Below are 23,628 nucleotides of genomic sequence, written 5' to 3'. Positions count from 1 at the left end.
GCAGCGCGGGTCGTGCGCTCCGGCATCAAGGTCGGCAGTCGGCTTGGTATCGGAGAGCTGCCGTTGGCGCCGAACCACGCAAGTCTCGGCGCCGGCGAGCCTTGTTGCCGTTACTGGTTGCAGTGCTCGGGTTGATTACAGTCTCGGACGTGTTTGCGCAGCAGCGTTTGTACGGGCTGACCGGCAACTGGAATAGTGTCTTCTATCTGGATACCAGGAGTGGGGGCTCAAGCCAGATTGCCGTTGGATCGGGTGGGCTCATCTCGGATCGGGGGCTGGGTTTGCAAGGAAATCTTCCAACAGGCGAAGACCTTCGCGATGTCTTTCTCTTGGCGGACAGCAAACGGGGTTGGGCGGTTGGCGCAGCCGGCACAGTGCTCGTAACGACCGACGGAGGGGTAACGTGGCAGGCGCAGCAGCCACCCGCGGCCGTGGGACTGTACGGCGTCACCTTCGCGTCGGATGGTCGGCGTGGCTGGACTGTCGGCGAGAACGGCAAGATCTTTGCCACGAGCGACGGCGGTGCCAGTTGGTCCGCGCAGGACAGCGGCACCAAGACGTCACTATTGTCGAAGGTCGTCTTCACGCCCGACGGCAAGCAGGGCTGGGCGGTGGGAACCGACGGGTTTATCACTACGACAACAGACGGAACGACCTGGCAGCCACAGGCCAGCGGCACCTCGGCCTGGCTCTACGACATCGCGGTCGCGGCCGACGGGAAGCGGGCGTGGGTCGTAGGTTCGGAAGGCACCATCCGTTTCACGCTGGACGGCGGCACGGTTTGGCAGCAGCAGAACAGCCCGACGACGGCAGCTCTTTATGGCATTCGGTTCGCGGCTGGCGGGCAACTCGGTTTGGCGGTGGGCGAAAGCGGAACGATTTTGGCGACGGTTGATGGCGGCATCCACTGGAAACAAGTACCCAGCGGCACGACTGCTGCACTCTATGCTCTCGGCATGTCGTCCAATGGCGTAAGTGCGGTTGCCGTCGGCGAGCATGACACTGTGATCTATAGCTCAAGTCGCGGTTCTTCCTGGAACCCGTATGTTCAAGGAAAAGACAAGAGCATCAACGCCATAAGTTTCGATGCCAATCACCAGAACGCGTTCGCTTTGCGCAATGACGGGATGCTGATCAGGTCGAACGACGGTGGGGCAAGTTGGCAACTGCTGCGGGGACTTAGCGGCGCGAACATCGCTTCTGCTGCCGACGGAAAGCGTGGCTGGATTGCCGGCGCAGGATATATTGCGGGCACAACTGATGGATGGAAGACTTCGCGCACGCAATGGACCCAGGGTTCTGGACAGCAACTATCGCTCAACAGGGTTGTATCTACTGCTGACGGCCAGCTGGCTTGGGCTGCAGGCGTTGGGGGCAGTATCCTCGCCACGCGCGATGGAGGATCAAATTGGCAGCCGCAATCGAGTGGCGTTTCGGATTCAATCGGTGCTCTCGCCTTTTCACCCGATGGTCAGCGCGGATGGGCTTTTTCACCTAGCGCGATTTTAACGACGTCGAACGGAGGAGGGACATGGACGAAAGCGAAATTCCCCTGGGCAGTCGTCCGCGATGTATCGATGGGGTCGGATGGTTTACATGGCATCGCGGTGGAAGATTGGTTGGTTTGGACGAACGATGGCGGCCAAAGCTGGGATCGCCCCGTAATTAGCTTTGATGCGTTCCGGCTTTTCAACGTTTCTCTTTTGTTACCCGACGGGCAGCGTGGATGGGCGGCAGGCAAAGAGGGTGTGATTGCTGCAACCACGGACGGTGGGCAGAGCTGGCAAGTCCAGGCGGAGTTCGGGCGGCAATCGGACATCATCGGAATCAATTTCGCTTCCGATGGCCGCAAGGGCTGGGCGGTATTCGCAGATGGAATGATCGTCGAGACCCAGAACGGTGGGTTGACCTGGACGTACCAGACGGTGACGAAAGCATCGCTGAATGCGGTGCAGCTTGCGTTGCCCAGTGGACACGGCTGGGCGCTCGGCGAGAACGGCACCATCATGGCGACGGGTGACGGCGGTGTCAGCTGGCAGGCGCAGGCGAGCGGCACGAAGGCCTATCTGTTCGGGGTCAGCTTTACGCCCGACGGACGGCGCGGCCTTGCGGTTGGGGCCGGCGGCACGATCATCGCGACTCGTGATGGCGGTACGACGTGGCGGCCACGGTCGAGCGGCATCCCCTCCAACATCGATCTCCACGCCGTTGCGCTTGCGCTGGACGGCCAGCATGGCTGGGCGGTCGGGGACGGCGGCTCAATCTTTGTGACGACCAACGGAGGAGCGAGTTGGACCCGGCCAACGACGTCAGCAACAGCAAATGCACTCTACGGCGTCAGTTTTGTGGATGGGCAGCAAGGCTGGGCGGTGGGCGCGAGCGGCGCGATCGCTGTGACCACCGATGGCGGGATGAACTGGCAGTCGCAGACCAGCACCGTCGCGGTTAAGCTTGCGGCAGTGACATTCATCGATAACCAGCACGGTTGGGCCGTAGGCGAGGGCGGTGCAATCGTGGCGACGAGCGACGGTGGCGCGCATTGGAATCTCCTGAAGCCGAGACCTACCCAGGTCAACCTCACCGGCGTCGGCTTTGCGGCCGACGGCCAGCACGGTTGGGCGGTCGGCGAGGGCGGCGTCGTTCTGGCAACACAGGACGGAGGCGCGAACTGGCAAGCGCGGCGCCTCGCGAGTGCATCCTTGTTGGGGCTCAACGTTGCCGGGGACGGGCAACACGCGCTGGCGGTCGGACAGACCGGGACGATCTTCGCCACCGGCGATGGCGGAACGACCTGGCAGATGAACTATCTCGAATAAGGGCGGGTCAAGACAGCGGCCGCCATCGTCAACATGGCAATGGCTGAGAGATAAACGGGCGGGGACGCATTTATGGACGATCGTACCGGACATACGCACGAACTACCGTTGGCCAGGTTGCGCCGCGCTGCAGTTGCCGCTCGCGTTGTCTGGCGCGTGTCTTGCCTGGCCCCGGCCATCTTCCTGTCACTGATCCACATACCGGAGGCATGGTCGCAACAGCGGCTGTCGACAGCCGCGATCAGATGGAACGGCCTGGCCTCCTTTGGTGATTCCAACACCGTAATGGTCGGATCGAATGGGGTCATCGCGCGCGATCTGTCCAGCCAAAACAGCGGCACCGATGCCGATCTCGCGGGTGTCTTCTTCCTATCTGATGGAAAGCACGGCTGGGCCGTAGGTGCGCAAGGAACGATCGTTTCAACCAGTGACTGCGCGACATGGACGGCCCAGACAAGCAGAACGACGGTCTCGCTCTATGGCGTCAGTTTTGCGCCGGACGGCCGCCATGGATGGACCGTCGGCGCGAACGGGGTCATCCGCGCGACCTCCGATGGAACGAACTGGGACGACCAAACCAGTGGCACGACGGCGACGTTGTCCAGAGTCGCCGTTGCGCCTGACGGAAAACAAGTCTGGGCGGTTGGAACCGATGGCGTGATCGTGACAACCGAGGACGGCGCACAATGGCGCCCGCAAACCAGCGGCACATCAGCCTGGCTCTACGACATCACCATTGCTGTCGATGGCCAGCGTGGCTGGGCAGTCGGTTCGGAGGGCACGATTCTTTATACATTCGACCGCGGGAATAACTGGCAGCAACAGAAAAGCGGTACGAAGGCCCACCTCTATGCCGTCACCTTCGCACGCGACGGCCAAATGGGTTGGGCGGTAGGGGAGGCCGGCGTCATCGTCGCGACACATGATGGAGGTCAGCATTGGACGCCGCAACAGAGCAATTCGACCGCTGCGCTTTACGCCGTAAGCTTTACACTAGACTCTCGAGTTGGCGTCGCGATCGGAGAGCACGGTACGGTGCTGCACGCGGAAAATGGCGGCTCGTCTTGGATGCAACGGGCAAACGAATCGGCGCCAATCGTGAACGCCGGCTTTTTGGCCGACCGGATACATGGCTGGGCCTTGCGCAGCGACGGCTCGCTGTATGCCACCGGGGATGCAGGTTCGAGCTGGCAGGCACGGGCGTTCACTTTCGAGTTGGCGTACCAACCAAGCCTATTCTTCCTGCCCGATGGGCAACATGCGTGGGCCGCGGGATTCGGGCGGAGTGCGATCACCACCGACGGGGGGAAATCCTGGATTTGGGTTGCCGAGAGCGATGTGGTTTTCCAGCGCAGTATCCTGTTTGCCGCTGATGGCAAGCATGGTTGGATTGTGGGTGGCTTCGGAAGAATTGCGACAAGCCAGAATGGTGGACTCAACTGGCAGGCACAACCAAGCGGCCTTACAACGCAGACGGAATTGAGCAGCGTAGCGTTCGGGGCCGACGCCCAGCACGGTTGGGCTGTGGGACAAGGAGGGGCTATTACCAGGACGGTGAATGGCGGCACGAACTGGACCGTCGTACCTAATCCGGCCGACTTACCCTTTCCCTTTCCGATCTCTCTTCCCGGCCCGCCGCATCGCGGCGACCTTGCAGTGACCGCGATTTCGCCGGACGGTCAGCGCGGTTTCGCGGGATCGCCAAGCGGCGCGATTTATTGGACCGGCGACGGCGGAGGAACGTGGAATTCTGCAAATGGCTCGCGTTTCGCGGGATATACGACCGCCATCATGGAGGGGGACGGTCAACACGGGTGGATGGGCGCAGACGGTGGGGCGGTCATTGTGACCGAAGATGCCGGACGAACCTGGCAACGGCTGACAAGCGGCCTGCGGAACGCCCCCGTGATCGCCGTCAACTTCGATGTTGGCAGGGTTCATGGATCTGTAATGTACAACGACGGCACGATCGTCGAAACGTCGGATGGGGGCACGAGCTGGACGTACCAGACGGTGACGAAAGCATCGCTGAATGCGGTGCAGCTTGCGTTGCCCAGTGGACACGGCTGGGCGCTCGGCGAGAACGGCACCATCATGGCGACGGGTGACGGCGGTGTCAGCTGGCAGGCGCAGGCGAGCGGCACGAAGGCCTATCTGTTCGGGGTCAGCTTTACGCCCGACGGACGGCGCGGCCTTGCGGTTGGGGCCGGCGGCACGATCATCGCGACTCGTGATGGCGGTACGACGTGGCGGCCACGGTCGAGCGGCATCCCCTCCAACATCGATCTCCACGCCGTTGCGCTTGCGCTGGACGGCCAGCATGGCTGGGCGGTCGGGGACGGCGGCTCAATCTTTGTGACGACCAACGGAGGAGCGAGTTGGACCCGGCCAACGACGTCAGCAACAGCAAATGCACTCTACGGCGTCAGTTTTGTGGATGGGCAGCAAGGCTGGGCGGTGGGCGCGAGCGGCGCGATCGCTGTGACCACCGATGGCGGGATGAACTGGCAGTCGCAGACCAGCACCGTCGCGGTTAAGCTTGCGGCAGTGACATTCATCGATAACCAGCACGGTTGGGCCGTAGGCGAGGGCGGTGCAATCGTGGCGACGAGCGACGGTGGCGCGCATTGGAATCTCCTGAAGCCGAGACCTACCCAGGTCAACCTCACCGGCGTCGGCTTTGCGGCCGACGGCCAGCACGGTTGGGCGGTCGGCGAGGGCGGCGTCGTTCTGGCAACACAGGACGGAGGCGCGAACTGGCAAGCGCGGCGCCTCGCGAGTGCATCCTTGTTGGGGCTCAACGTTACCGGGGACGGGCAACACGCGCTGGCGGTCGGACAGACCGGGATGATCTTCGCCACCGGCGATGGCGGAACGACCTGGCAGATGAACTATCTCGAAGGGGGCGTCGGTCGTTTGTGATCGACCGAGACGACCGCCGGACATGGCGGCCGAAGACGAGGCAGGAGACCGCTCGACGCGAAAATGTGATCCAGTTGGTGAATTGAAGGGGGGCAGCATGGGTGTCGTCAGCAATACGCAGATTGTCTGGACCGAAACGAAGAATCTTCGCATTCCGCAGGGTGGAGACCACGCACCGCTGTCAGCGCTTCGCCGCTACATCGCCGCAATCGCGACTCAAGCGGAAAAAACTTTTTCCAGGTTCGAACCGCTTCCGTCGTACGACGATGATTTTTTGGCCGATGACGTTGCAGATTGCGCCGCGGCTGCCGAGGGCACGACGCCTGAGGCGTTGAAAAACCTTCGCGTGATTGTTTGGCCAAGCGCGGACGGGAAGACGTTGAGCGCGCAGGAGCGAAAACCTCCGGCACCGTGGGCTGACGCTCCGGCCGACAGCCTGACATTGATCGGCCGGTTCAAGGCGGGTGGAAACGACGTGGCGGCATTTTCGCGGCCGGTTGCTGCAAACGAAGACGCGCCGCGCTTTGTTTCGCTCGTGACCGGAACTGGTCTGCCACCCGGAACGGGAGTTTACGTTCCCAGAGAGACGAAGCGCAAGCCAGTGGATCCAAAGGCAGCCAAGACGGCGTTCCGGCTCGCTATCGCAACCGTGATCGTCTTCGCGATGGCCTGTATCTGGTGCCTCAGCGTAGGAAGTCTTAGCCAGGCAGCCTACGCCAATTTCGCAACGGCTCTGTCGGACGCCAACACGTGTCCGACGTCGATTGATCTAACCAGTCCAACGACGGTGTTCGGTGCGCCGCGCCAGTGGCTGCCTACCGCCGATGGTCCCGGGGATTGCATGAAGGCCTGGCAGAACGCCAGCAAGAGCGCGCTTTCTTCCAGCAAGGGCGACTGGTGGTCAAAACTGCAGACCTGGCTTGCCGGCCTGACCGTGTCGAACGCCGGCCAGTCATTCTCGTTGCGAATTCCGATGTTGTTGATGATGGCGTCGGTCGTATTGCTTGCGATCTCCGCGGGTCTTGGCGTCGTCGGACGCCCGCTCGGACTATTCATCGACAAGCGTAACAGAATGAGCCTTACGCGAATCCAATTCGCGTTGTGGCTTGTCATTCTCGTCGGAGGGTTAGGCAGCTACGCGATCTACAATGTCGGCTTCTGGGGCGATAATCTGAACTGGATCCACGCGAAAGTCGCCTACGCGACAGAAGCAGGCCAATCCGATCAGAAGCTGACCGGTTGGTCCGATCAATTGTCCGCGCTCCTCGAATTTATTCCGCACATGAACGCCGCGCTGTGGGCGCTTATCGGAATTTCAGGTGGAACGACGATCGTGTCCAGTTTGCTGATGCAGCCGGGCACACCCACCGCTCCGGGGGCGGGCACGCTGGTCATGCCGGCGCGTCAAACCCGCGTGAATACGAACCCCGCCCCGAAAGACGCACAACTTTCTGATCTCGTTCTCGGGGAGACCGAGGAAGACGATGGTGTTGTCGATTCTACGCGCGTGCAAGCCATCGCCATTACGGGAGTGTTGGCCACCATCTATGTGAATCTGATCCTGGAAGCTGGCGATCGGATCGGCGGATTGGCCGTGTCCGGCGCGGTCCATGACGTAACGCAGGTCTTCGCGAATATGCCGCCTACCGGGTCGACGTTCCTGTCCTTGCTGGCTGTCAGTCATGGCACGCTGTTGGGAGGCAAGCTGCTCGGTGCTTACAAGGGGACGGAGAAATAGGATTGGTATGAGCGGCGACCAGTAGTAAGAAGCGTCATATGAGAAAAATTTTCATAATTTTCATCTTTGCGGTGTTTGCCGTCCCCCTTTGGGCAAAGGGCGAAGAGATTCTAATCCTAGGGCGGAGCAGCAGCACGACCGAGACAGTGCCGATCTACGACTCGGCAACAGCCAGGATTTTCGGCCGATCGTTCGTCTTGATCGGGAAGAGTTCGGCTGTTCGCAAGAATCAGTTTTTAACCAAGTCCTCGACGTATGTAATGCAGATGTTCGTACAGAATATTGCCGCCTACGATGCGATTCGGGTCTGCACAGATAGTACGCCGAACGCCGACAACGCATTGAACGCGTTCGACTCTCAAAACGTCGTTGCGATTCGATTGGATTTCGTGAGCTACCTTAACGAAGGGCCGCAGAGAGAATTTAGTGATGCCTTTAGAGCCAATGGCATCGATACCAAGGACCCCGCAATAGCTCAGTTCCTGAGTCTGGTGGGTGAAAATAGCGTAGTACCTGGAGATTCTCTGACCATTGTGATTGAACGGAATGTCGGTGGGAATGACGTTCTTCTTCTCGAAAATACCAAAGGGATGGTCGGCAAAATCGTCGGATCCCTGCTGGCGAGGCTAATTACTTCCCTTTGGATCGGTCGTCCATCTATCGACCGGCAGCCGGACTTCGCCAGAAAGCTTCTCTGTGGAATGTGAGCAATCAATCGTGCTGGTCGGCGGCATACGGTTAGCATTCTCGATCGCCTGAAGCAATTGATAAGGGTGGAGCTGCCGGAGACCGGCAGCGTGCGGATGGTCGGCTCCATCAGCAATGTAGGGACGGCGTTGCCTGACCGACGTCTGTACGTGATGCTAGAGACGCTCCCAGCTGAAGCAATTTTCACGTGGTTCGACCTCGCCTTCTCATCGAACGTAGGTCTGCTCTCCCTTCGAGGACATTTGGAATCGTTATTTCTTCTTGTCGGTCATCCAACTGACTCCGGTTCGCGGTATTTTGATGTCAGTCGACGAACTGACTGCGTTTGGCTTGTTTGCACGAAACAAAAAATCGATTTTTGCCAACGGCTTCGCGGGATGACGACGGACAACAAAGCCGGCCCCGTGCGACGTTTTCCGCGGTCGGGGAAGCGCCCTTCAACGTACGAAGCGTGGATGCGGCTCCGGTGAACTCGATTGTAGGCCTTTGTTCAGGCCTCTCACACCAGGTGTCGTGGGTTCTGAGTCCGCTTTTTCGGCGCGTCCATTTGGACCCAGAAATTGAAGCCTTCCAAGCTGACGGGGGTCTCTGAAAAACTTGCTGCAACGCCCGTCAGTCCTCCTTAATCGGGAAAATTCCATGCCGCAGTTGATATCCAAATACGCTCGAACAGCCGTCGCTAAGCTCCAGTGTGCGCGGGAGCCCTCAGGCGTCCGCATTGACGTTGATCGCCGCACAGAAAATTCTCGTCCCGCCGAGCTTTGTGGAGTAGGAGGGGCCATGGGATAGCAGCAAGTGCATCTGCTGCTATGCGGAACAGATACTTCGGCCTTCGGTCCTCGAACGAGCCCGGAACAATGGGTGAGGGAAAGGTGCGCCGTTCAGAATGAAACTGCGAACGCGTACATATTTGAAATTTCTCATAAATTTTTATCGCTCGACCGGTATCTGCCAAAACCGGATGCCTAAATGCATCATGATTTTCATTGATGAGATTTGGGTCTGGAGGCGGCCGAACTGGCCCGTTCGGGGATATTCGACGTCTATCTTCTTCACGAGATTAGACAGATCATGACAGACCCATCAACTTCGCGGATGACGGATGGGGGCTCGATTGTTTGAGAGGATTGGATTATGTTCTTCTTTTGGTAGTTTATTTGGATGATTGCTATGCAAAATAGAACGCTAATTATGACACCTGTTTTGTTCTTCGCTTGGATCGCTCTTGCCTACGCAATCGGAATTTGCGTCCCTGGTGCAAGTTGCCTCTCGGTGTAGACGACCGGAGAAGCAGCGCCGGGCCCGGCCCCATGATTGCACAGTGTTCGGGCCGCTTCTCGGATTTCATCACTCCGGTCGAAATGCAGCCGTCGACTGCGCCTTGGTTCAAATTGGCTCAATATTTTCCGACAACGGCTCCAGCGGACGATTCGACTTGATCGAACATCGATTTTACCCAACGGGCGACAGGCGCCGACGCTTATCTTTATGCACCAAACGGAGGGATTCGTGGCGGATACGTTGCTGTTCATACATGGCACCGGCGTTCGAAAGGATGGCTTTGATCAGACGATGGCTCTCCTGCGGCGGGGGTTAGAAGGCAAGCTGCAGATCGAGATCGAGGGCGTATGCTGGGGTCCGCACCTAGGCGTCAACGTCGACGATCGGGCGATCGAGCAAGTCCTTCCTATCGCACTTACGAAAGCGGATGAGATCGGTCCGGAAGAAATCGGCGTTCGAGCGGCACTTTGGGCGGAGTTGCTTCGCGATCCTCTTTTAGAATTGCGCATGGCATCGATGCGCCCGCCAGCACAGGGCGTACAAAATGCCGCACTTCCTGGCGTGCAAGCGCCTGACATGGCGATGATCGACATGGTGTCGACAGTCGCAAGGAGGGTTTCTGATCCGCTTCCCGGCGAGGTGAAGGCACAGGACATCCGGGAACCTGCTTTATGGTTGATCAAGCAGCCATTGCTCGGCTCCGCCGCTTCGGCGGCCGGCGATCCGCTGGACACAGACCTCGTAAATGCCGTCGCGCGCGTGATCGTCGCAAAGGCTTTGATCGGATATAGGAATGAGATCGGCACGGGACCAAGTGCACTCTACGTCGCCGACGATCGCGATCGGCTCGTTCAGTCAATTGTCGATCTATTTCCGAAGACGAAAGGTCTCGGGACGTGGCTTTGGTCCGGGATGAAGGCCCTCGCCGAGGGCGTCGCAACTCACTACGGACGCGACCGAAGGACGGGGCTTATGAACGGCGTGTCACCGGGCGTCGGCGACATCCTACTATACGAACGTCGTGGCGACGATATCCTAGCTGAAATCGAGAACAAGATCGTCGCGCTGCACGAGCAGAAAAAGCGCGTCGTGGTTCTCGGTCACAGCCTCGGCGGCATCATGATGGTCGACTTGCTGACTCGCAGTCGGCAAGCGGGTCCGCTGCCGGTGACGAAACTAATCACCGTCGGATCCCAAGCCCCCGTATTGTTCAAATTCGATGCCTTGGGCACAATGCGTTTGAAGGAGGCTCTTCCAGCCGGCGCGCCCTACCGACCTTGGCTAAACTTCTTCGACAGGAACGACTTTCTTTCGTTTTGCGCGAGTCGTGCATTTCCGGGCGTGGCCGCAGGGATCGAGGATTTCGAAATCGAATCCAATGTCTCGTTCCCGGAAGCGCACAGTGCCTATTTTCGCCAACCCGCCTTTTACTCCAAGATCGCTGAAAGCTGGCCTGCCCCGTGAAACTGAATGCTGACGCATTGATCATCGGAATAGACAGGTACGACCGGACAGATTTTCCGGAACTGCCGGGCTGCGTCAACGATGCCGTCGCGGCCGCGAAATGGCTGCTCGACATCGGTGTTCCTCCGGAGAGGATCATCGCTCACGTTTCGCCCATGGACCCACATCAATTTCCGGGCGGGCTCATCGTCCTTCCGGCGGACGCGAAGGCAATCAGGCTATCGTTCACGAAGCTGTCGGAAAAAGGGGCCGGTGATAAGCTTTTTCTCTTCATGTCGGGGCACGGAAAGCACGTTCTAGGCGAAGGACCTCTCTTTCTCTGCCAAGACTTCATGGTCGGGAATGACCCGTCCTACAATCTTAAGATCGATGAATACATCGGATGGCTCCGGAGTTGGCGCTATCGCGACCAATTCCTTTTCTACGATGCCTGCCAGGACGCGACCGCCAGCGTGCGACAGATCGGGGATGTCAAGGGATCAGGGCCAACGGCGGTGATTGGCACCTACAGACCGGATCCTGCGGTCGCGTTCACCGCATGCTACGCTTGTTCTGCTGGAGAGAGGGCTTGGGCCGGCGATGGCCGGGGCGTGCTCGTTCGATACGCGTTGGAGGAGCTCGATCCGAAACTTTGGGCCGGCCTGCATAACGACGATCCAGAGCAGGATGCGATCGTTTACGATTGGTCGACCGGAACACGCATCGTCGATTTAAACGAATTGTTCAAAAACATCATCTCGGGAAAGATAATGGACGTCGCCAACACCGGCGACAGATTTCAGACGCCGTTCTGTCAGCCCCTCGGCCGAGCACTCGTGGACGGCTATTCGGCCGTCATGGCGCTGCCGCCAATAGCGACTTCCACCGTCAATCTTGATGTCGACCCACCGGGCGCCGTCAGAGACGTGCGATCAGTTTCGTTGCGGTCGCAGATTATCGTGGCGCCATTTCGGATGCCTTCGAAAGGCGTCCCCCTGAAGATACCGGCGATCCTGAAGCTTCCTCTACAGGATCAGATCAATGCTGCGTGTCGTCTGGCGCCCGAGAGTGTTTGGCGAGTGGTTAATATCCCTCTCGTTCAAAGGCTCGGAAGTGCGGACGCGGAAGTTATCTTCGAGCTGCGGCAACCGCCTCCGACCTTACCGAGGAGCAACGATGGCACGGACGAAATCAACATTGTCGTCGATCCCCGCCCGGGAGGTGGTCTCATGTCGACGGAGATCGCTCGGCAATTGGCGCCGGATGGCAAGATCGGAGGAGCGATCCTCCCGCCCAATGCGACGTTCAGGAAGGATGCGAACGGACTGTCGATCACATTTTCCCAGAACGATAGCGTGTCGATCCTGAACGCCAGCCGCCTAGCGATAGATTGGTTGAAGACGCTCAGGCGCGCCGATCCCGGCAAAGGCGGACACATCGTCCTCTCTCCCGTAGGACAACCGAGGGACGTTCAACCGAACGTTCATTTCGATTTCGACAAGTCAACCGCCGCCTTGCTCGGCGGCTTCCTCGAAAACAACGAGTGCGTCACGATCGACAGTTACTCGGATGAGATGCCCAAGCGGACGATGTCGCTTCGGGATACGGAAAACCATCCCGTCGAATGGCTCGAGCCCGGACAATATCGGATAACAATAGATCTTCCGTGGGGCAAATGGACCGAGCGTTTTCGGGTCGGAGAAAAAGCGGTCGTCGTTGGGTTACCGCAAAGGATCGGTCTCGAGCCGTTGCGTAACCGGTATAGGCGCCACGATTTGGATGGTCCAGCCCTCATAAAAACGGATGACTTCATCGACTTGGAGACCATGCCTATCGCTGTCCGGAGTAAGGACACCTTGGCGTTCTGGACGGTCCCGGCGACTGGCGTGCCGGTGGTCGCCATCGCAACGAAAGGCGGACTTCGCGTCGAGCTCTACTCAGAGACCACGCTGAGGGAGTGGGACGAATTAATCACGGTAGGCCGGTTCTCCACTCGAGATTCGGCCGGCCTTCTCAAGGCCTTGGGCGGAAAGATTCCGGACGGGACAGCTCTGGATTTCGTCTTGTTTGCAATTGCCTCCGCCTATGCCGAATTCGATCGCCGAAATCTGCCGGCTGTCCGGATGATCATGGAGATGATCGACGAGCAGGCCGTGCGTTTCCGTGACATTGGCTTGCTCAGGTTGGCGGTCGACGTCGCGGAAGGCAGACTCGTGGGAAGCGAACGCCAGCACGCGATCATGCTCGAGATCGTCGAGCTCTTTCCGAAGGCTCCGGTGTTCCGATGGGGCGTATCGCTCTTGACGGATCTGGCGAGGCGGACCGAACTGCCCCTTCCTCGGTGGGTGGACGGAATTGATCCGTCGTCCTCCCTCACAGTGTTGCATGTGCGGCAATCGGCGCGACTGGATTTCCCTTTGAATCCGCTGAACTTCCAAGCTTTCGGCCGCCCAGTAAGAGTACTTCCAGCCGTAGGCGAAGTTCTCGCTGGGCCGCTATACACCGACGTCGTCATGCAACCTGACCTCGATGGCAGAATGGAAAAGCGTCTGGCTGAATGGCAGAAGCTACAAGGCATGATCGAGACTGACAAAGCAGCGGCCTACGACCCAGACATTCTGCAAGAACAGAAGCTCCTCCTCGAACATCTCGTCGAAGAAGACGACACCGAAAGAGAGACCAAGCCAGAAAAGGACGAGTCGGGTGAGGCCGAGCCTGCATAACCGTCCATGTCTCCGATCGTGTGATTGATCTGCTCATCGCGGAACGCACTACTCGCCTCGGAAGGAATTCGGCTCTTGCGCGACCATGTCGACGCGAAAGAGCGCCTCCGGACCGAGCAATGACAACAATAGGAGCAATGGCGCGAAAAGGACCGGGTCGACCGGGAGAAGCGACTCCTGTCCGGTGCCGATTGCAAGCGGACGCAGCTAGCGAAACCGCCCGACTGGCGCTGCCACATGAACGGACGGCTGTACCGGCTCTCGCCGACAAAGGACAAGATGTGGAACCTCTACCGGGCAAGCCGTGTCGACGGCCCGAACGGTTCGCTGATGGGGAAATACCAAAGGCGAGGTGATGCGTCGAAGGTCGTCGCACAAGTGGCGTATCAGCCCAAACGAACTCTAACCCGGCTTCAAACTTCGGCCGTGGCGGTCTTCCTTGTCAAGGCAATAGTTCGGAACGCCCGTGACTAGTAGCGCGCGAGGCGGTCTATATCGGATCTCCGGAACCCACGAAGTTGATTGGATCGCTTGGCTTGATGCACTGAGCGACGGCAACGTTTCCGATTGGCTCGCGCGGTTTGAGGCAGGTAGCCACAGCACGGCCACTGAAAAAGACACTTAGGACTGTTTTGTCATGTGTCCGTCTATTGCCTGCTTGATTTGTTGCGTCGCCAACTATGATCGTTGGGCTTCATTAGCGCGTGCTTACCGTCGCCGAATAGCTCCGCGTGTGTACCTTTCAGCCTTCGCAAATGTCGTGTGACCGAGCCCGGCAACGATCTCATATGCGCCTGCGTCGGCGAGCAATCGCGCCGGCGGGCTGCGTAAGCCGGGGGGCGCTCGAGGAGCAGTCCAGCGGCGCAAATCCGTCGCGAATGACGCGACCGAATTTGTCCACGGTGTAGCACTTCCATTTCGGAGATGGAGCGCTGGGCTGACGTACGAGCACCATATCACTCAAGGAGCGATCCGCGCTTCAAGGGCAGAACGCTGTACCACTTATTGGCGGGAGCCAAAGGCTATAGTCATACTCTTTGACATTGCTGTAGGAGTGCGCGCGCCTGGTGCCAATACGGCCGATCTGACCCGTAACCGCGAGAAGGCCCGCTTCAAATGAGACGATTGCTGACCAGAAGGAACACACATAATCCAAAGAATGTTGGCCTGCCTTTTTACGAGCCGCACCTCCTCCGCTGCTTCCTGATGTACGCCAAGACACTCTACTCGTTTGCGTCTGTTGACGTGGAGTGTGGGTGGCCTCACGTTAGCTCCTCGCTTGTGGAGGAGGCACAACCTTGATGCGGCGTGGCCGGCGAGTTGAACACGCTACCCAAACTGAGCCTGATGTGGCTCCAGATGAGCCGAAGCGCAACCACATGGATCGTATCCCATTTGCGCAGCGGCTGACCTGCACCGTGGCAGAAGCGTGTGAAGTGACTGGTCTTGGGCGAACCAAGATCTATGAACTCATGGGGGATGGTCGAGTTACAACGACGACTATTGGTCGTCGCCGGCTTGTCATTGTGCACTCTCTACTGTCTCTGGTTGGCATCAATGCGACACCTGCCGACCGCGGATAACATTGTCGCCCCGCAAAAGCCACTCAAGTAGCCCGCAGCTCGGATTCTCGTATCAACGCGAAAACGGCCGCAAATGGGCTTGGAGCCTGAAGCGTCACAATAGCGGACCCCGGCAGAGCCGTGCTCATCGAGGAGCATCATCGATAGGTGACGGGAGCTTCTTGTGGTTTTTCGCCGTCGGCGACATGCTCGCTGCGGCGCGGAACAAGCGGTACGACTGCCGCCCGGGCGAGATCCTCTAACGCCGTTGTGATATATTTCGCGTAGTGCCGTTCGATCATCTGCACCGATGTGTTGTGCAGTTTGGCAACGTGCTGGATGGGGAGCAAATTCCGTAGGGCGCGCACGATGCTGGAATGCCGCAACGCATAAGGAATGACTTTCGGAAGCTCTGCGCGCTCACGGATGGCTTGCCACGGCCGAGTGAGTTCTGCTGTCCTCCACGGACCGCGCTCTGACTTCTTCCATCCGAAGCTACCAGCCTGCTCGTATCTCCATCGCTCGAACAGTGGCGCTTCTTTCGGGCGACCTGAAATTGCCGGCAGCAGAACCTCGATCACGTCTTCGCCCACCGGGACCGGGACGGAGCCGCCATTGCCGCCGCGCCCCTTGTAGGACCCACGCACCATCAAGCGTTGCTCTTTTGGTTGCGCATCACTCACGCGCATTCGTTTGAGTTGCGCAAATCGCGCGCCTGTGGCCGCAAGGCAGACGACAATGCGAAACAGGTCTCCTTCAAAGCCTTGCTCCTTGTCGATCTCGCGTGCGGCTCGAATGAGTGTACCAATCTGTGCATCCGTGAGGATCTGGTTGTCTCGGGCGACAGATATCTCATCGTCATCGTCGATGCGCTCGGCCCTGAGTCCGTCTTTCACGATCGAGGGGAATGTCGGGTTCAGCTTCTTTTGTTCCGAGGACATACGGAGCCATGCAGCATTTAGGGCGGCCTTCAGGTCCGCTGCGAGCCGCTGCCGGGTCGTGGGCTTCAATTTTGCGGGAAGGCTCTCGCGCCAAGTCAAAAGGTGATTTTCGGTCAGCGCGTACAGGCGGACGGCGACAAGGGGGGCAGCCTTGATAGCTTCCTGACGACCGCGCCGCTTCTGACCAAGAAGATAGCGCCGCAAACGGTGACCGGCATCGGATCGAATCTCGCGGCCAACCCTCCGGCTGTCACGAGCATTGCGCTCCCTGACATATATCTCAATGGCCGTTTGTACCGTGGGAGGCGGTCCGGCAGCTAGCGCCGCCGCTTCTGCTCTGGACCGGGTAACGTGTTCCCGCGCTTGTATCACCGCTTGTTCAAAGGTCAGCGTTCCTTCGGCTGGTTTGTCGTTGACGTCGTTGGCGATGCCGAGCGGCGCCTGCCTGTAGTTGGCCCCATCATGGTGATTGCGCCAGCGGACAAGCCATCTTCCGCTCCGCTTGCCCTTGCGATAGCCTAGGTGCGCCTCGGCATCGAGACGGCGCCAATGCACGCCAAGGTCGAGCCTGGAGCGCGCCTTGGCCGTCGTGATCTGTCCCTCTGCGAGTGTTTTGGCCATGATCACCATCTCGAAAGCGTCGAATATTCGTCGAATAAGCGGGGGCGTACGGAGGCGACCGACCGCGAACTGCTTTAGTCTAAGTATCTGATAATATTGAATTGTGGCGAATGGATGCGAACTGGCGGAGAGCGAAAAGGCTCGACTCTCAAGGCTGAAACAGGGGTTCGATTCCCCTAGGGAGCGCCATTTCCGGCGCTCAACCCTTCATGTCTGACCTGTAAGCGCGGCTCCGCAGCCTCGCGGCGCGCTGTCGCGTCCAAGCTTTGCTCTTCGGGACGCCCTTCTAGAAGAAGGGCGCAGGAAAGGCCGGGTGCAGGCCGCACCCATGGCCCGCCTGCAGAAAGAAAAGCAGGCGGCAGTCACCACAGGATTGGCCGAACAACCGGCCTTCCCTGCGCGATGGGTTGAACGGCTGCTCCGTGCTCTCCCAGGGGACCGGGCTTGCTTGCCCCCGTCATCGGGATGTCGCCGACCAAGACACCAGCGTCGGGGTGTCGGGACCACACGGCTTGACCGTCCGCCTCGGGTTCGTTCGTCCGCACGCGAAACGCGCACTGCGACCCCAGGCGGCCACCGCATCTCCCGCTCCACGGTCCGTGACGATCGCGAAACGCCCCTTCAGTGAGCAAGAGACGGCGAAGAGCATCGATCTGATTTGCCCGACGACACAAGGCCGGATTTGCCCGACGGAATGCGGCAAACTGGCACGACGGGCAGTTTGGGAGGGGGGCTCAACGCCAGCTGTAAGTGCAACGCCACCGCAATTTTGAGCCGTAAATTTCAGGCTGGTCTGCTGCTCATATTCCATCATGCTAGAGCAACTGATAGTCGGGCTGGCGGTGAAACAATTGATGTCTCGCTCGCGGCTGCAGCACTGAGAGCCAGCGCTGGCCTGGATCTCTCCAGGACGCAGAAAACGGATTCCTGCGACTTGCAGAGCAAACAAAAAAGAGCGAAAGATAATGAATCTCAATCCAAGGTAGTTTTCGCTTTAGGCGAGTTCCGGAGCCATAAGCAGTTGAGTTCTAGCTCTAATCAGCCGGGCGCGCCGCGCATCATTGATTGCCGCTACGCTCTCACCAGCGACCCTGTGAGGCACGGGGGCATGTCGACCGTCAGCAAGGCTGTCGACCTGCAAACTAGTAGGTTTTGCGCAATCAAGAGAATGAAGGCAGGAGGCGAGACCGACCTTCGCTTCAAGGACAGCTTCAATCGAGAATACGCCGCCCTCAACGAACTCTGCCAGCATCCGAATATCGTGGAGTTGCTGGACGCCGGAGCCGACGACGTTGGCTTCTATATGGTTCTAGAATGGGTGCCGATCAATCTCGTTGATTTCATTGCGCGACGTGGGTCACTAGAATGGCGGGAGTTCTACTCGTGCATAGGCCGTCCCATCTTGGATGCGTTGGTCTATGCGCAGAGTCGAGGATGGAACCATCGTGACATAAAGCCGCAGAACATCCTCATCGATGACAAAGACGTTCCCAAGCTCTCAGACTATGGCATCGCAAAGCAGTTCGAGCGACCCTCCCTCGGACTGACTTTTGCGCAGTTCCGCTCGGCTCCCTTCACTCCTCCCGAAGATGACGGAGGAGAATGGAGCTGTTCTCGAGATTGCTTCTCCTGGGCCGCTGTAGCGGTGTATTGTCTGTCTGGGAAGATGCCGGCGGACTATGGTGAGCTGTCAGAGCTGTTCGCGGGTCTGGACCATAGTGCGGTTCCTTCATCGTTTTTGCAGCAGGCGCTCTCGCACATTCCTTCCGAACGGCCGCCGCTCGCAAGTGCTCTGCTGGCGGATCTCGACGCGGTCGCAGCCGCCTCGGCTGCAAAATCGCGGTCAGCATTCACCTGCTATATCCGGCTCGAAGCGGAGTGTATGCAGCGCGTTTTGCGGCAGATCGATCGGAGCGATCCAAGGGATGCAGAGAAGTTCGTCCTGGACGAATTGCATGAAGTGGAAGTCGGGTTGCAGCATATCCCCGCGAAAGAGAACACTGACGAATTGCTTCGTATTACCGCTGTGACCTGGACGTTCGAGGCGCGCAGGTCTTCCAAGAACAGCGAGCGGTGGTCCATACGAAGAGCACGGCAAGGAGGAGCAGCTAACGTTGAGCGCGAACGGGAACTATGTTTTCGAGCTCCCGTCAAGTTCTCCTTCAGAGATCCTCCAGACGTCGCGCAAGCAGTAGAGGAGGTACGGGAGTTCGTTTTCGAGATAGAGGCTTTCGAGCAGGAGAGGAGAGAGCAGGCGATTGCCCAGCGGCGCGAGCGGGTGTTCCGGCTGTGGTATTCCTTCCTTAGAAACAAGGCGGATTACGAGGAGAGTCGCGAAAACGCGATCGTCTATATAGATGCGAAGCGCACGGATAACGCCGTTACCCTGTCGACCGAACTGCCCGTAAGCCTTGAGTTAATAGGTCAATCGCGCGTTATCAAAACCACCTCCGGAGCACATGTCTTTTGCGACATCGTTGATGTCAACCTTCAAGAAGTTGTAGTCGTAGCCACCTTCGGCGACTCGAGTTTGATACCTCGACAGGGACGCCTCGAACTCAACACGATCGCAGCGGAAAAGGCTATCGAACGGCAGCGTAGGGCGCTTGATTCCATCAACTACGATCGAGCAGCGAGCTCAAGGCTGAAGTCTTTGCTGGTCGAGCCCTTGACAGCACGACCAGCAGTCGCCTTGACCGTCCCGGCCATCACCTCGGGGTCGTTCGATCTGGAAAAGCAGGAGATCCTGTCCAGGGCCCTAGGGTTGCAGGACATCTTGGCGATTCAGGGCCCACCGGGCACCGGGAAAACGAGGCTGATCGAAGAGATTGTTGTCCAGTATCTGCTCCGGAATCCGCAGCATCGCGTCCTTCTTTCGTCGCAAACCCACGTAGCGCTGGACAATGTAATCGATCGAGTCCGAGGGCGGCAGCCTACAATCGATATCGTCAGGATCGGAAGGCTTGATGACCTTAAAGTCAGTCCATCCTGTCGTGACCTGATCCTCGATCGCAAGGCCCAGGTTTGGTCTGAAACTGTGCGAGAGCGAGCTCGCGCGTTCATCGCCGAGTTGGCGAAGTCGAAGGGCATCGATCGGTCTAACATCGAAGTAGGCATGCTGGTCGAGCGATTGTTGCTTCTCCTCCAGCAGGAGTCCAGCATAAGGGAGTCGCTTTTGAGGGCTGACGACCGTGTCAAATCGGTAGACGCTCTGGCAGAGAAGACCCTGATGGAAACGGGTACTTCGGCCTCCGCCGGCACTGACGCCGCCGCTGTGGAGGCTCAGGAAGCAGCTGGAGCGTTCCGCAATGCGCTCGCACGTGTCCGGTCCGATATCGAGGAAGTCAGGACTCGTCTGAGTCAGTCCGGCGGCTACGGAGCTGAACTTTCGACGCGGTCTGAAGCGAAGGAATTGCGGGACTGGTCGTTGATGCTGCTGGGCGACACCGAGGAGGCGAAGCACTTCAGGGAGCTGCTCGAGCTGCAGGAAAATTGGTTGCTCCGGGTCGGAAGGTCATCGGATTTCCATGCGGCGATGCTTGCCTCAGCCCAGGTCGTTGCCGGAACGTGTATCGGAATGGCGAGCGTTCGCGGGATGGCAGAAGTGGCCTACGATCTTTGTATCGTAGACGAGGCGTCGAAGGCGACAGCAACGGAGATCCTGGTTCCGATGGCTCGCGGCCGCAAATGGATACTGGTAGGCGATCCCGCACAGCTCCCACCGTTCTTCGAAAACGACTCCATAACACGGCTGGAGGAATTCGACGAAGCGGAAGTGAGGCAGACGCTTCTGGATCGATTCTTGTCGAGCCTTCCGGAGCATTCCGTCGCGTTGCTAACAAGCCAACATAGGATGGTGCGGCCCATAGGAAATCTAATCAGCGAAGTGTTTTATGGAGGAAAGCTGAACAGTCCTAAAGCGAAGCCCGATGTTACGTTTCCGGGCGCTCTTCCTAAACCGGTTACGTGGCTTTCGACGACGGAAGCTCCCGACTTTCGCGAGGTGCGTCGAGGCCAAAGCTTCCAGAATGAGGCGGAGTGCAGGATTATCAGGGACCTGCTTCAACAGATCGACTTTTTAGCTAACAGAAGGAAGGCCACCTACGACATTGCGGTGATAGCGGGCTATGTCGCCCAGGTGAAGGCCCTGCAGGACGCCATCCGCGACCGCATCCACGAGTGGTCGGGTCTGAAGATTATTTGCAGCACGGTCGACGCCTTCCAGGGCAGTGAGGCGGAAGTGTGCATCTACAGCGTGGTTCGGTCCAATCGTGAAGGGCGCCTCGGATTTCTGCGCGAGAGGCCAAGACTTAACGTCGCCCTATCTAGGGGCAAGAGCGCATTGGTGATTGTCGGCGACGACGAGTTTTGCCGGGAGGCGGAAGGCGAGAACCCGTTCCGGAAAGTGCTCGATTTCATCGATGCCAATGCCGACAGTTGCGAAAGAAGGATGGTGCGATGAACGCGAGTGACGTCGCAAGGCGGTTCGAGCGTCGGCACGGCTATGATCTGATCGACTACGCGGAAGTCGCGCTCCCACTCTACCGACTAACGGTAGACGCTATCACGATCGTCCATCACGGGATTCCTCCGATAAAGGAGTTTGTCATGCGATGCGTGGCACTCGGCCTTGCGAGCGCGCAGGAAGTTGGAGGCTTTCTCGGTATCGACGCGACAATAGCGGCGGCGACCCTCAATCAGCTACGGACCGAGCGATACATCACAAGCGACGAAGAAGGGTCCGTCGGTTTAACCTCGCGCGGTCGCGAAGTGCTCGACAAGGCGATGGAGTCGGCGCCGCAGGACGAAATGCTCGTATTCCTGTACGATCGCTTGCTTCTAAAGCCGGTCAAACTGCCGCCCGAACAGTTGCTGGTGCCGGCGAACATTGATGCGAAGAAAGTGATAGAGATCCGACCGTATCCTGCGGAGGGGCCAGAGATCGAGCAGGTTGCGTTGCCGGACGTCCTCCAGGTGCTGGCTCAACAAGCGGGAGGGCGAGATGTCCTGGGGCGCGACCTACTACGGCTAAAGAGGATTGTACGTCGTGTGAGGCTTTACAGGCTGGGCGTGGCACTGGTTTATAAGAAGTACAGGTCGTCTGAGATACAAATCGCGTTCATCGTGGACGAAGCCAGAAACGAAGCTCTCGAACATGCCTTCGCGGAGCGCGGCGGACCCAAGAAAATGGGTTTTCTCAAGGCCATTGATGAGTCGGCTGCGCTCAGTGATCTCAGGCGCTATCTAGGGCCCGATATTTTGAAGAAAGTCGCTGAGCAGGAGTCGCTGGAGGAGAAGCGACTGGCTGTATCGCTTGCTCGGATTAAGCACCAGGCTGCGCTGACCAAAGCCGAGCGGAAGGCCGCAGTTGATCCGTCGGGGGACACGGCCGATCGCGAAGCCGTCGCACTCGCCGCACAAACACTGGCGGACGCAGAGGCGGAGCTTGTGGGTTTTGCTGCGCGTCCAGTTGCGCCGTTTGAAATAGCCGAATTCCTCGAAGCCGCATTCGAGAGATGCGAAAGTCAGCTCTTTGCGTCAAGCCGAGTCGTCGATCGGTCCGTGGTGGATTCTTCGTTTATGAAACGGCTCGAAAAGCTATTGAGCCGTGGTGTACGCGTCAGATTCACGTTGCGAGAGCCTCCCAAGCCAGAATCTCCGGTAATCGAGCTCGAGCGTTTGAACAAGCGATACGCCAATCTTCAAATTACGACCGGGGGGCGGGGAAGCCAATTCCATCACCTCGTCTGTGATGATAAATTTGCGTTAATCAGCAATCGGCCGATGTTGGGCAATCTTGGAAAGGTGCGGTCTTTCACGCATGTGGTCGGCTACGTTCTGCAGCAGCCGGAACTGGTGCTTGATTTCACCAGAAGGCTCGATGGTGCTGTGGGACGAGAGGAACAGAGCGAATAGAGGCATGCCATCGCTTGAAGTCGCTGCTTTGACGAACGTTGGTCTTGTCAGAAAGATCAACGAGGATGCAATTTTAATTGGAGAGGAGCTGATTTCGGAGAGAGAGTACGGCCCGGAGCGGTTTACGCTGCCTGACCATAAAAGTCTTTTGATCGTCGCAGACGGGATGGGTGGACACCGCGACGGGGCTTTGGCTAGTAGGACTGCGCTTTCGGCAATACTTCAGATCTCACCAAGCGGTACTGAGCTGTGGGAGTGGGAGAATGCGATTCACTTTGCTAACGATGCCATTTACAGCGCTATGGACTGCGCTCCCTCGTCTCGGGGGATGGGTACGACAATTGCGGGAATAGCCGTTGGAAAGAAAGATATCGTCCACTTCAATGTCGGAGATAGCCGGGTCTATCGCCATTCGCGAGGTGGCTTAATCAGGTTGAGCCATGACGACGTGCCGCTAGGTACGGGACTAAAAACGAAGCGACTGTCGCATCAGATTACCCAGTCGCTTGGCGGTAGAGCGGCAAGAGTCGCAATACGCCCGCATGTCGGAACGACATCAACTCTGGATTTGGAGGAGGCTCTGTTAATCTGCAGCGACGGTCTAACCGACATGGTCGAGGAGAAGGTCGTCAGTTCCACGATTGAAGAAGAGCCAAAATTGGAACGGTGTGTTCGGAGATTGCTGAGGTTAGCCCTTGACGCTGGAGGTCGAGATAACATCTCGATCATTGTGGCACGTCTAACAGCATAACATGTCGACTGCTATGCCCTCCGCAAGGATGCGGCGTTACTCAGGTAATTTTAGATCGAATGACTGAGCAGCTCGCAACGGTTTTGACCTTGCCCCTCGGGCTTAATCCAGCTTGAAGTTCGTTCTGGCCCCAACGAGGACCAGAGCATGAAGCGCAGCCGCTTTACGGAAGAGCAGATCATCGGGATTTTGAAGGAGCACGAGGC

10 protein-coding genes are annotated in these 23,628 nt (G+C 58.5%); 9 read left to right on the top strand and 1 reads right to left on the bottom strand.

The window, feature by feature from the left end; all coding sequences use genetic code 11:
- Positions 1-104 precede the first annotated feature (104 nt).
- The 6 genes from QW868_RS18185 (at position 105) to QW868_RS18160 (ending at position 13,631) form a co-directional block, all read left to right on the top strand.
- Entirely contained in the window at positions 105-2,816 is a 2,712-nt protein-coding gene (locus tag QW868_RS18185; RefSeq protein WP_316231121.1) for a WD40/YVTN/BNR-like repeat-containing protein, read from the top strand.
- A 72-nt stretch (positions 2,817-2,888) separates the two neighbouring features.
- Positions 2,889-5,738: a WD40/YVTN/BNR-like repeat-containing protein gene (locus QW868_RS18180; RefSeq protein WP_316231120.1), complete on the top strand. Its 2,850-nt coding sequence runs from the start codon at positions 2,889-2,891 to the stop codon at positions 5,736-5,738.
- Between the two features lie 22 nt (positions 5,739-5,760).
- Complete coding sequence (locus QW868_RS18175) at positions 5,761-7,476, top strand: hypothetical protein (RefSeq protein ID WP_316231119.1); 1,716 nt, start codon at positions 5,761-5,763, stop codon at positions 7,474-7,476.
- Between the two features lie 38 nt (positions 7,477-7,514).
- Positions 7,515-8,183 (top strand): hypothetical protein, encoded by a 669-nt coding sequence (locus QW868_RS18170; RefSeq protein ID WP_316231118.1) that lies wholly within the window; start codon positions 7,515-7,517, stop codon positions 8,181-8,183.
- Positions 8,184-9,693: 1,510 nt separating this feature from the next.
- Positions 9,694-10,929 (top strand): hypothetical protein, encoded by a 1,236-nt coding sequence (locus QW868_RS18165; protein ID WP_316231117.1) that lies wholly within the window; start codon positions 9,694-9,696, stop codon positions 10,927-10,929.
- Positions 10,926-13,631 (top strand): caspase family protein, encoded by a 2,706-nt coding sequence (locus tag QW868_RS18160; protein WP_316231116.1) that lies wholly within the window; start codon positions 10,926-10,928, stop codon positions 13,629-13,631. The genes QW868_RS18165 and QW868_RS18160 overlap by 4 nt, the downstream gene beginning before the upstream one ends.
- A gap of 1,720 nt (positions 13,632-15,351) precedes the next feature.
- Here the strand turns inward: QW868_RS18160 and QW868_RS18155 are convergent.
- Positions 15,352-16,755 carry a tyrosine-type recombinase/integrase gene (locus tag QW868_RS18155; RefSeq protein ID WP_316231115.1) on the bottom strand — a complete coding sequence of 468 codons (1,404 nt, stop codon included), beginning with the start codon at positions 16,753-16,755 and terminating at the stop codon, positions 15,352-15,354.
- A gap of 658 nt (positions 16,756-17,413) precedes the next feature.
- Here QW868_RS18155 and QW868_RS18150 point away from each other — a divergent pair.
- The 3 genes from QW868_RS18150 to QW868_RS18140 are packed head-to-tail and all read left to right on the top strand — an operon-like array spanning position 17,414 to position 23,422.
- Positions 17,414-21,217: an AAA domain-containing protein gene (locus QW868_RS18150; RefSeq protein ID WP_316231114.1), complete on the top strand. Its 3,804-nt coding sequence runs from the start codon at positions 17,414-17,416 to the stop codon at positions 21,215-21,217.
- Entirely contained in the window at positions 21,214-22,671 is a 1,458-nt protein-coding gene (locus tag QW868_RS18145) for a hypothetical protein (RefSeq protein WP_316231113.1), read from the top strand. The genes QW868_RS18150 and QW868_RS18145 overlap by 4 nt, the downstream gene beginning before the upstream one ends.
- Positions 22,672-22,675: 4 nt before the next feature.
- Complete coding sequence (locus QW868_RS18140) at positions 22,676-23,422, top strand: PP2C family protein-serine/threonine phosphatase (protein ID WP_316231112.1); 747 nt, start codon at positions 22,676-22,678, stop codon at positions 23,420-23,422.
- The last annotated feature ends 206 nt before the right edge of the window (positions 23,423-23,628 follow it).

Origin of the sequence: Bradyrhizobium sp. SZCCHNR1051 (assembly GCF_032489615.1) — a bacterium.
GTDB lineage: Bacteria > Pseudomonadota > Alphaproteobacteria > Rhizobiales > Xanthobacteraceae > Bradyrhizobium.
Note: the sequence above shows the minus strand (reverse complement) of the source record. Positions and strands in the feature narration are given on the sequence as shown.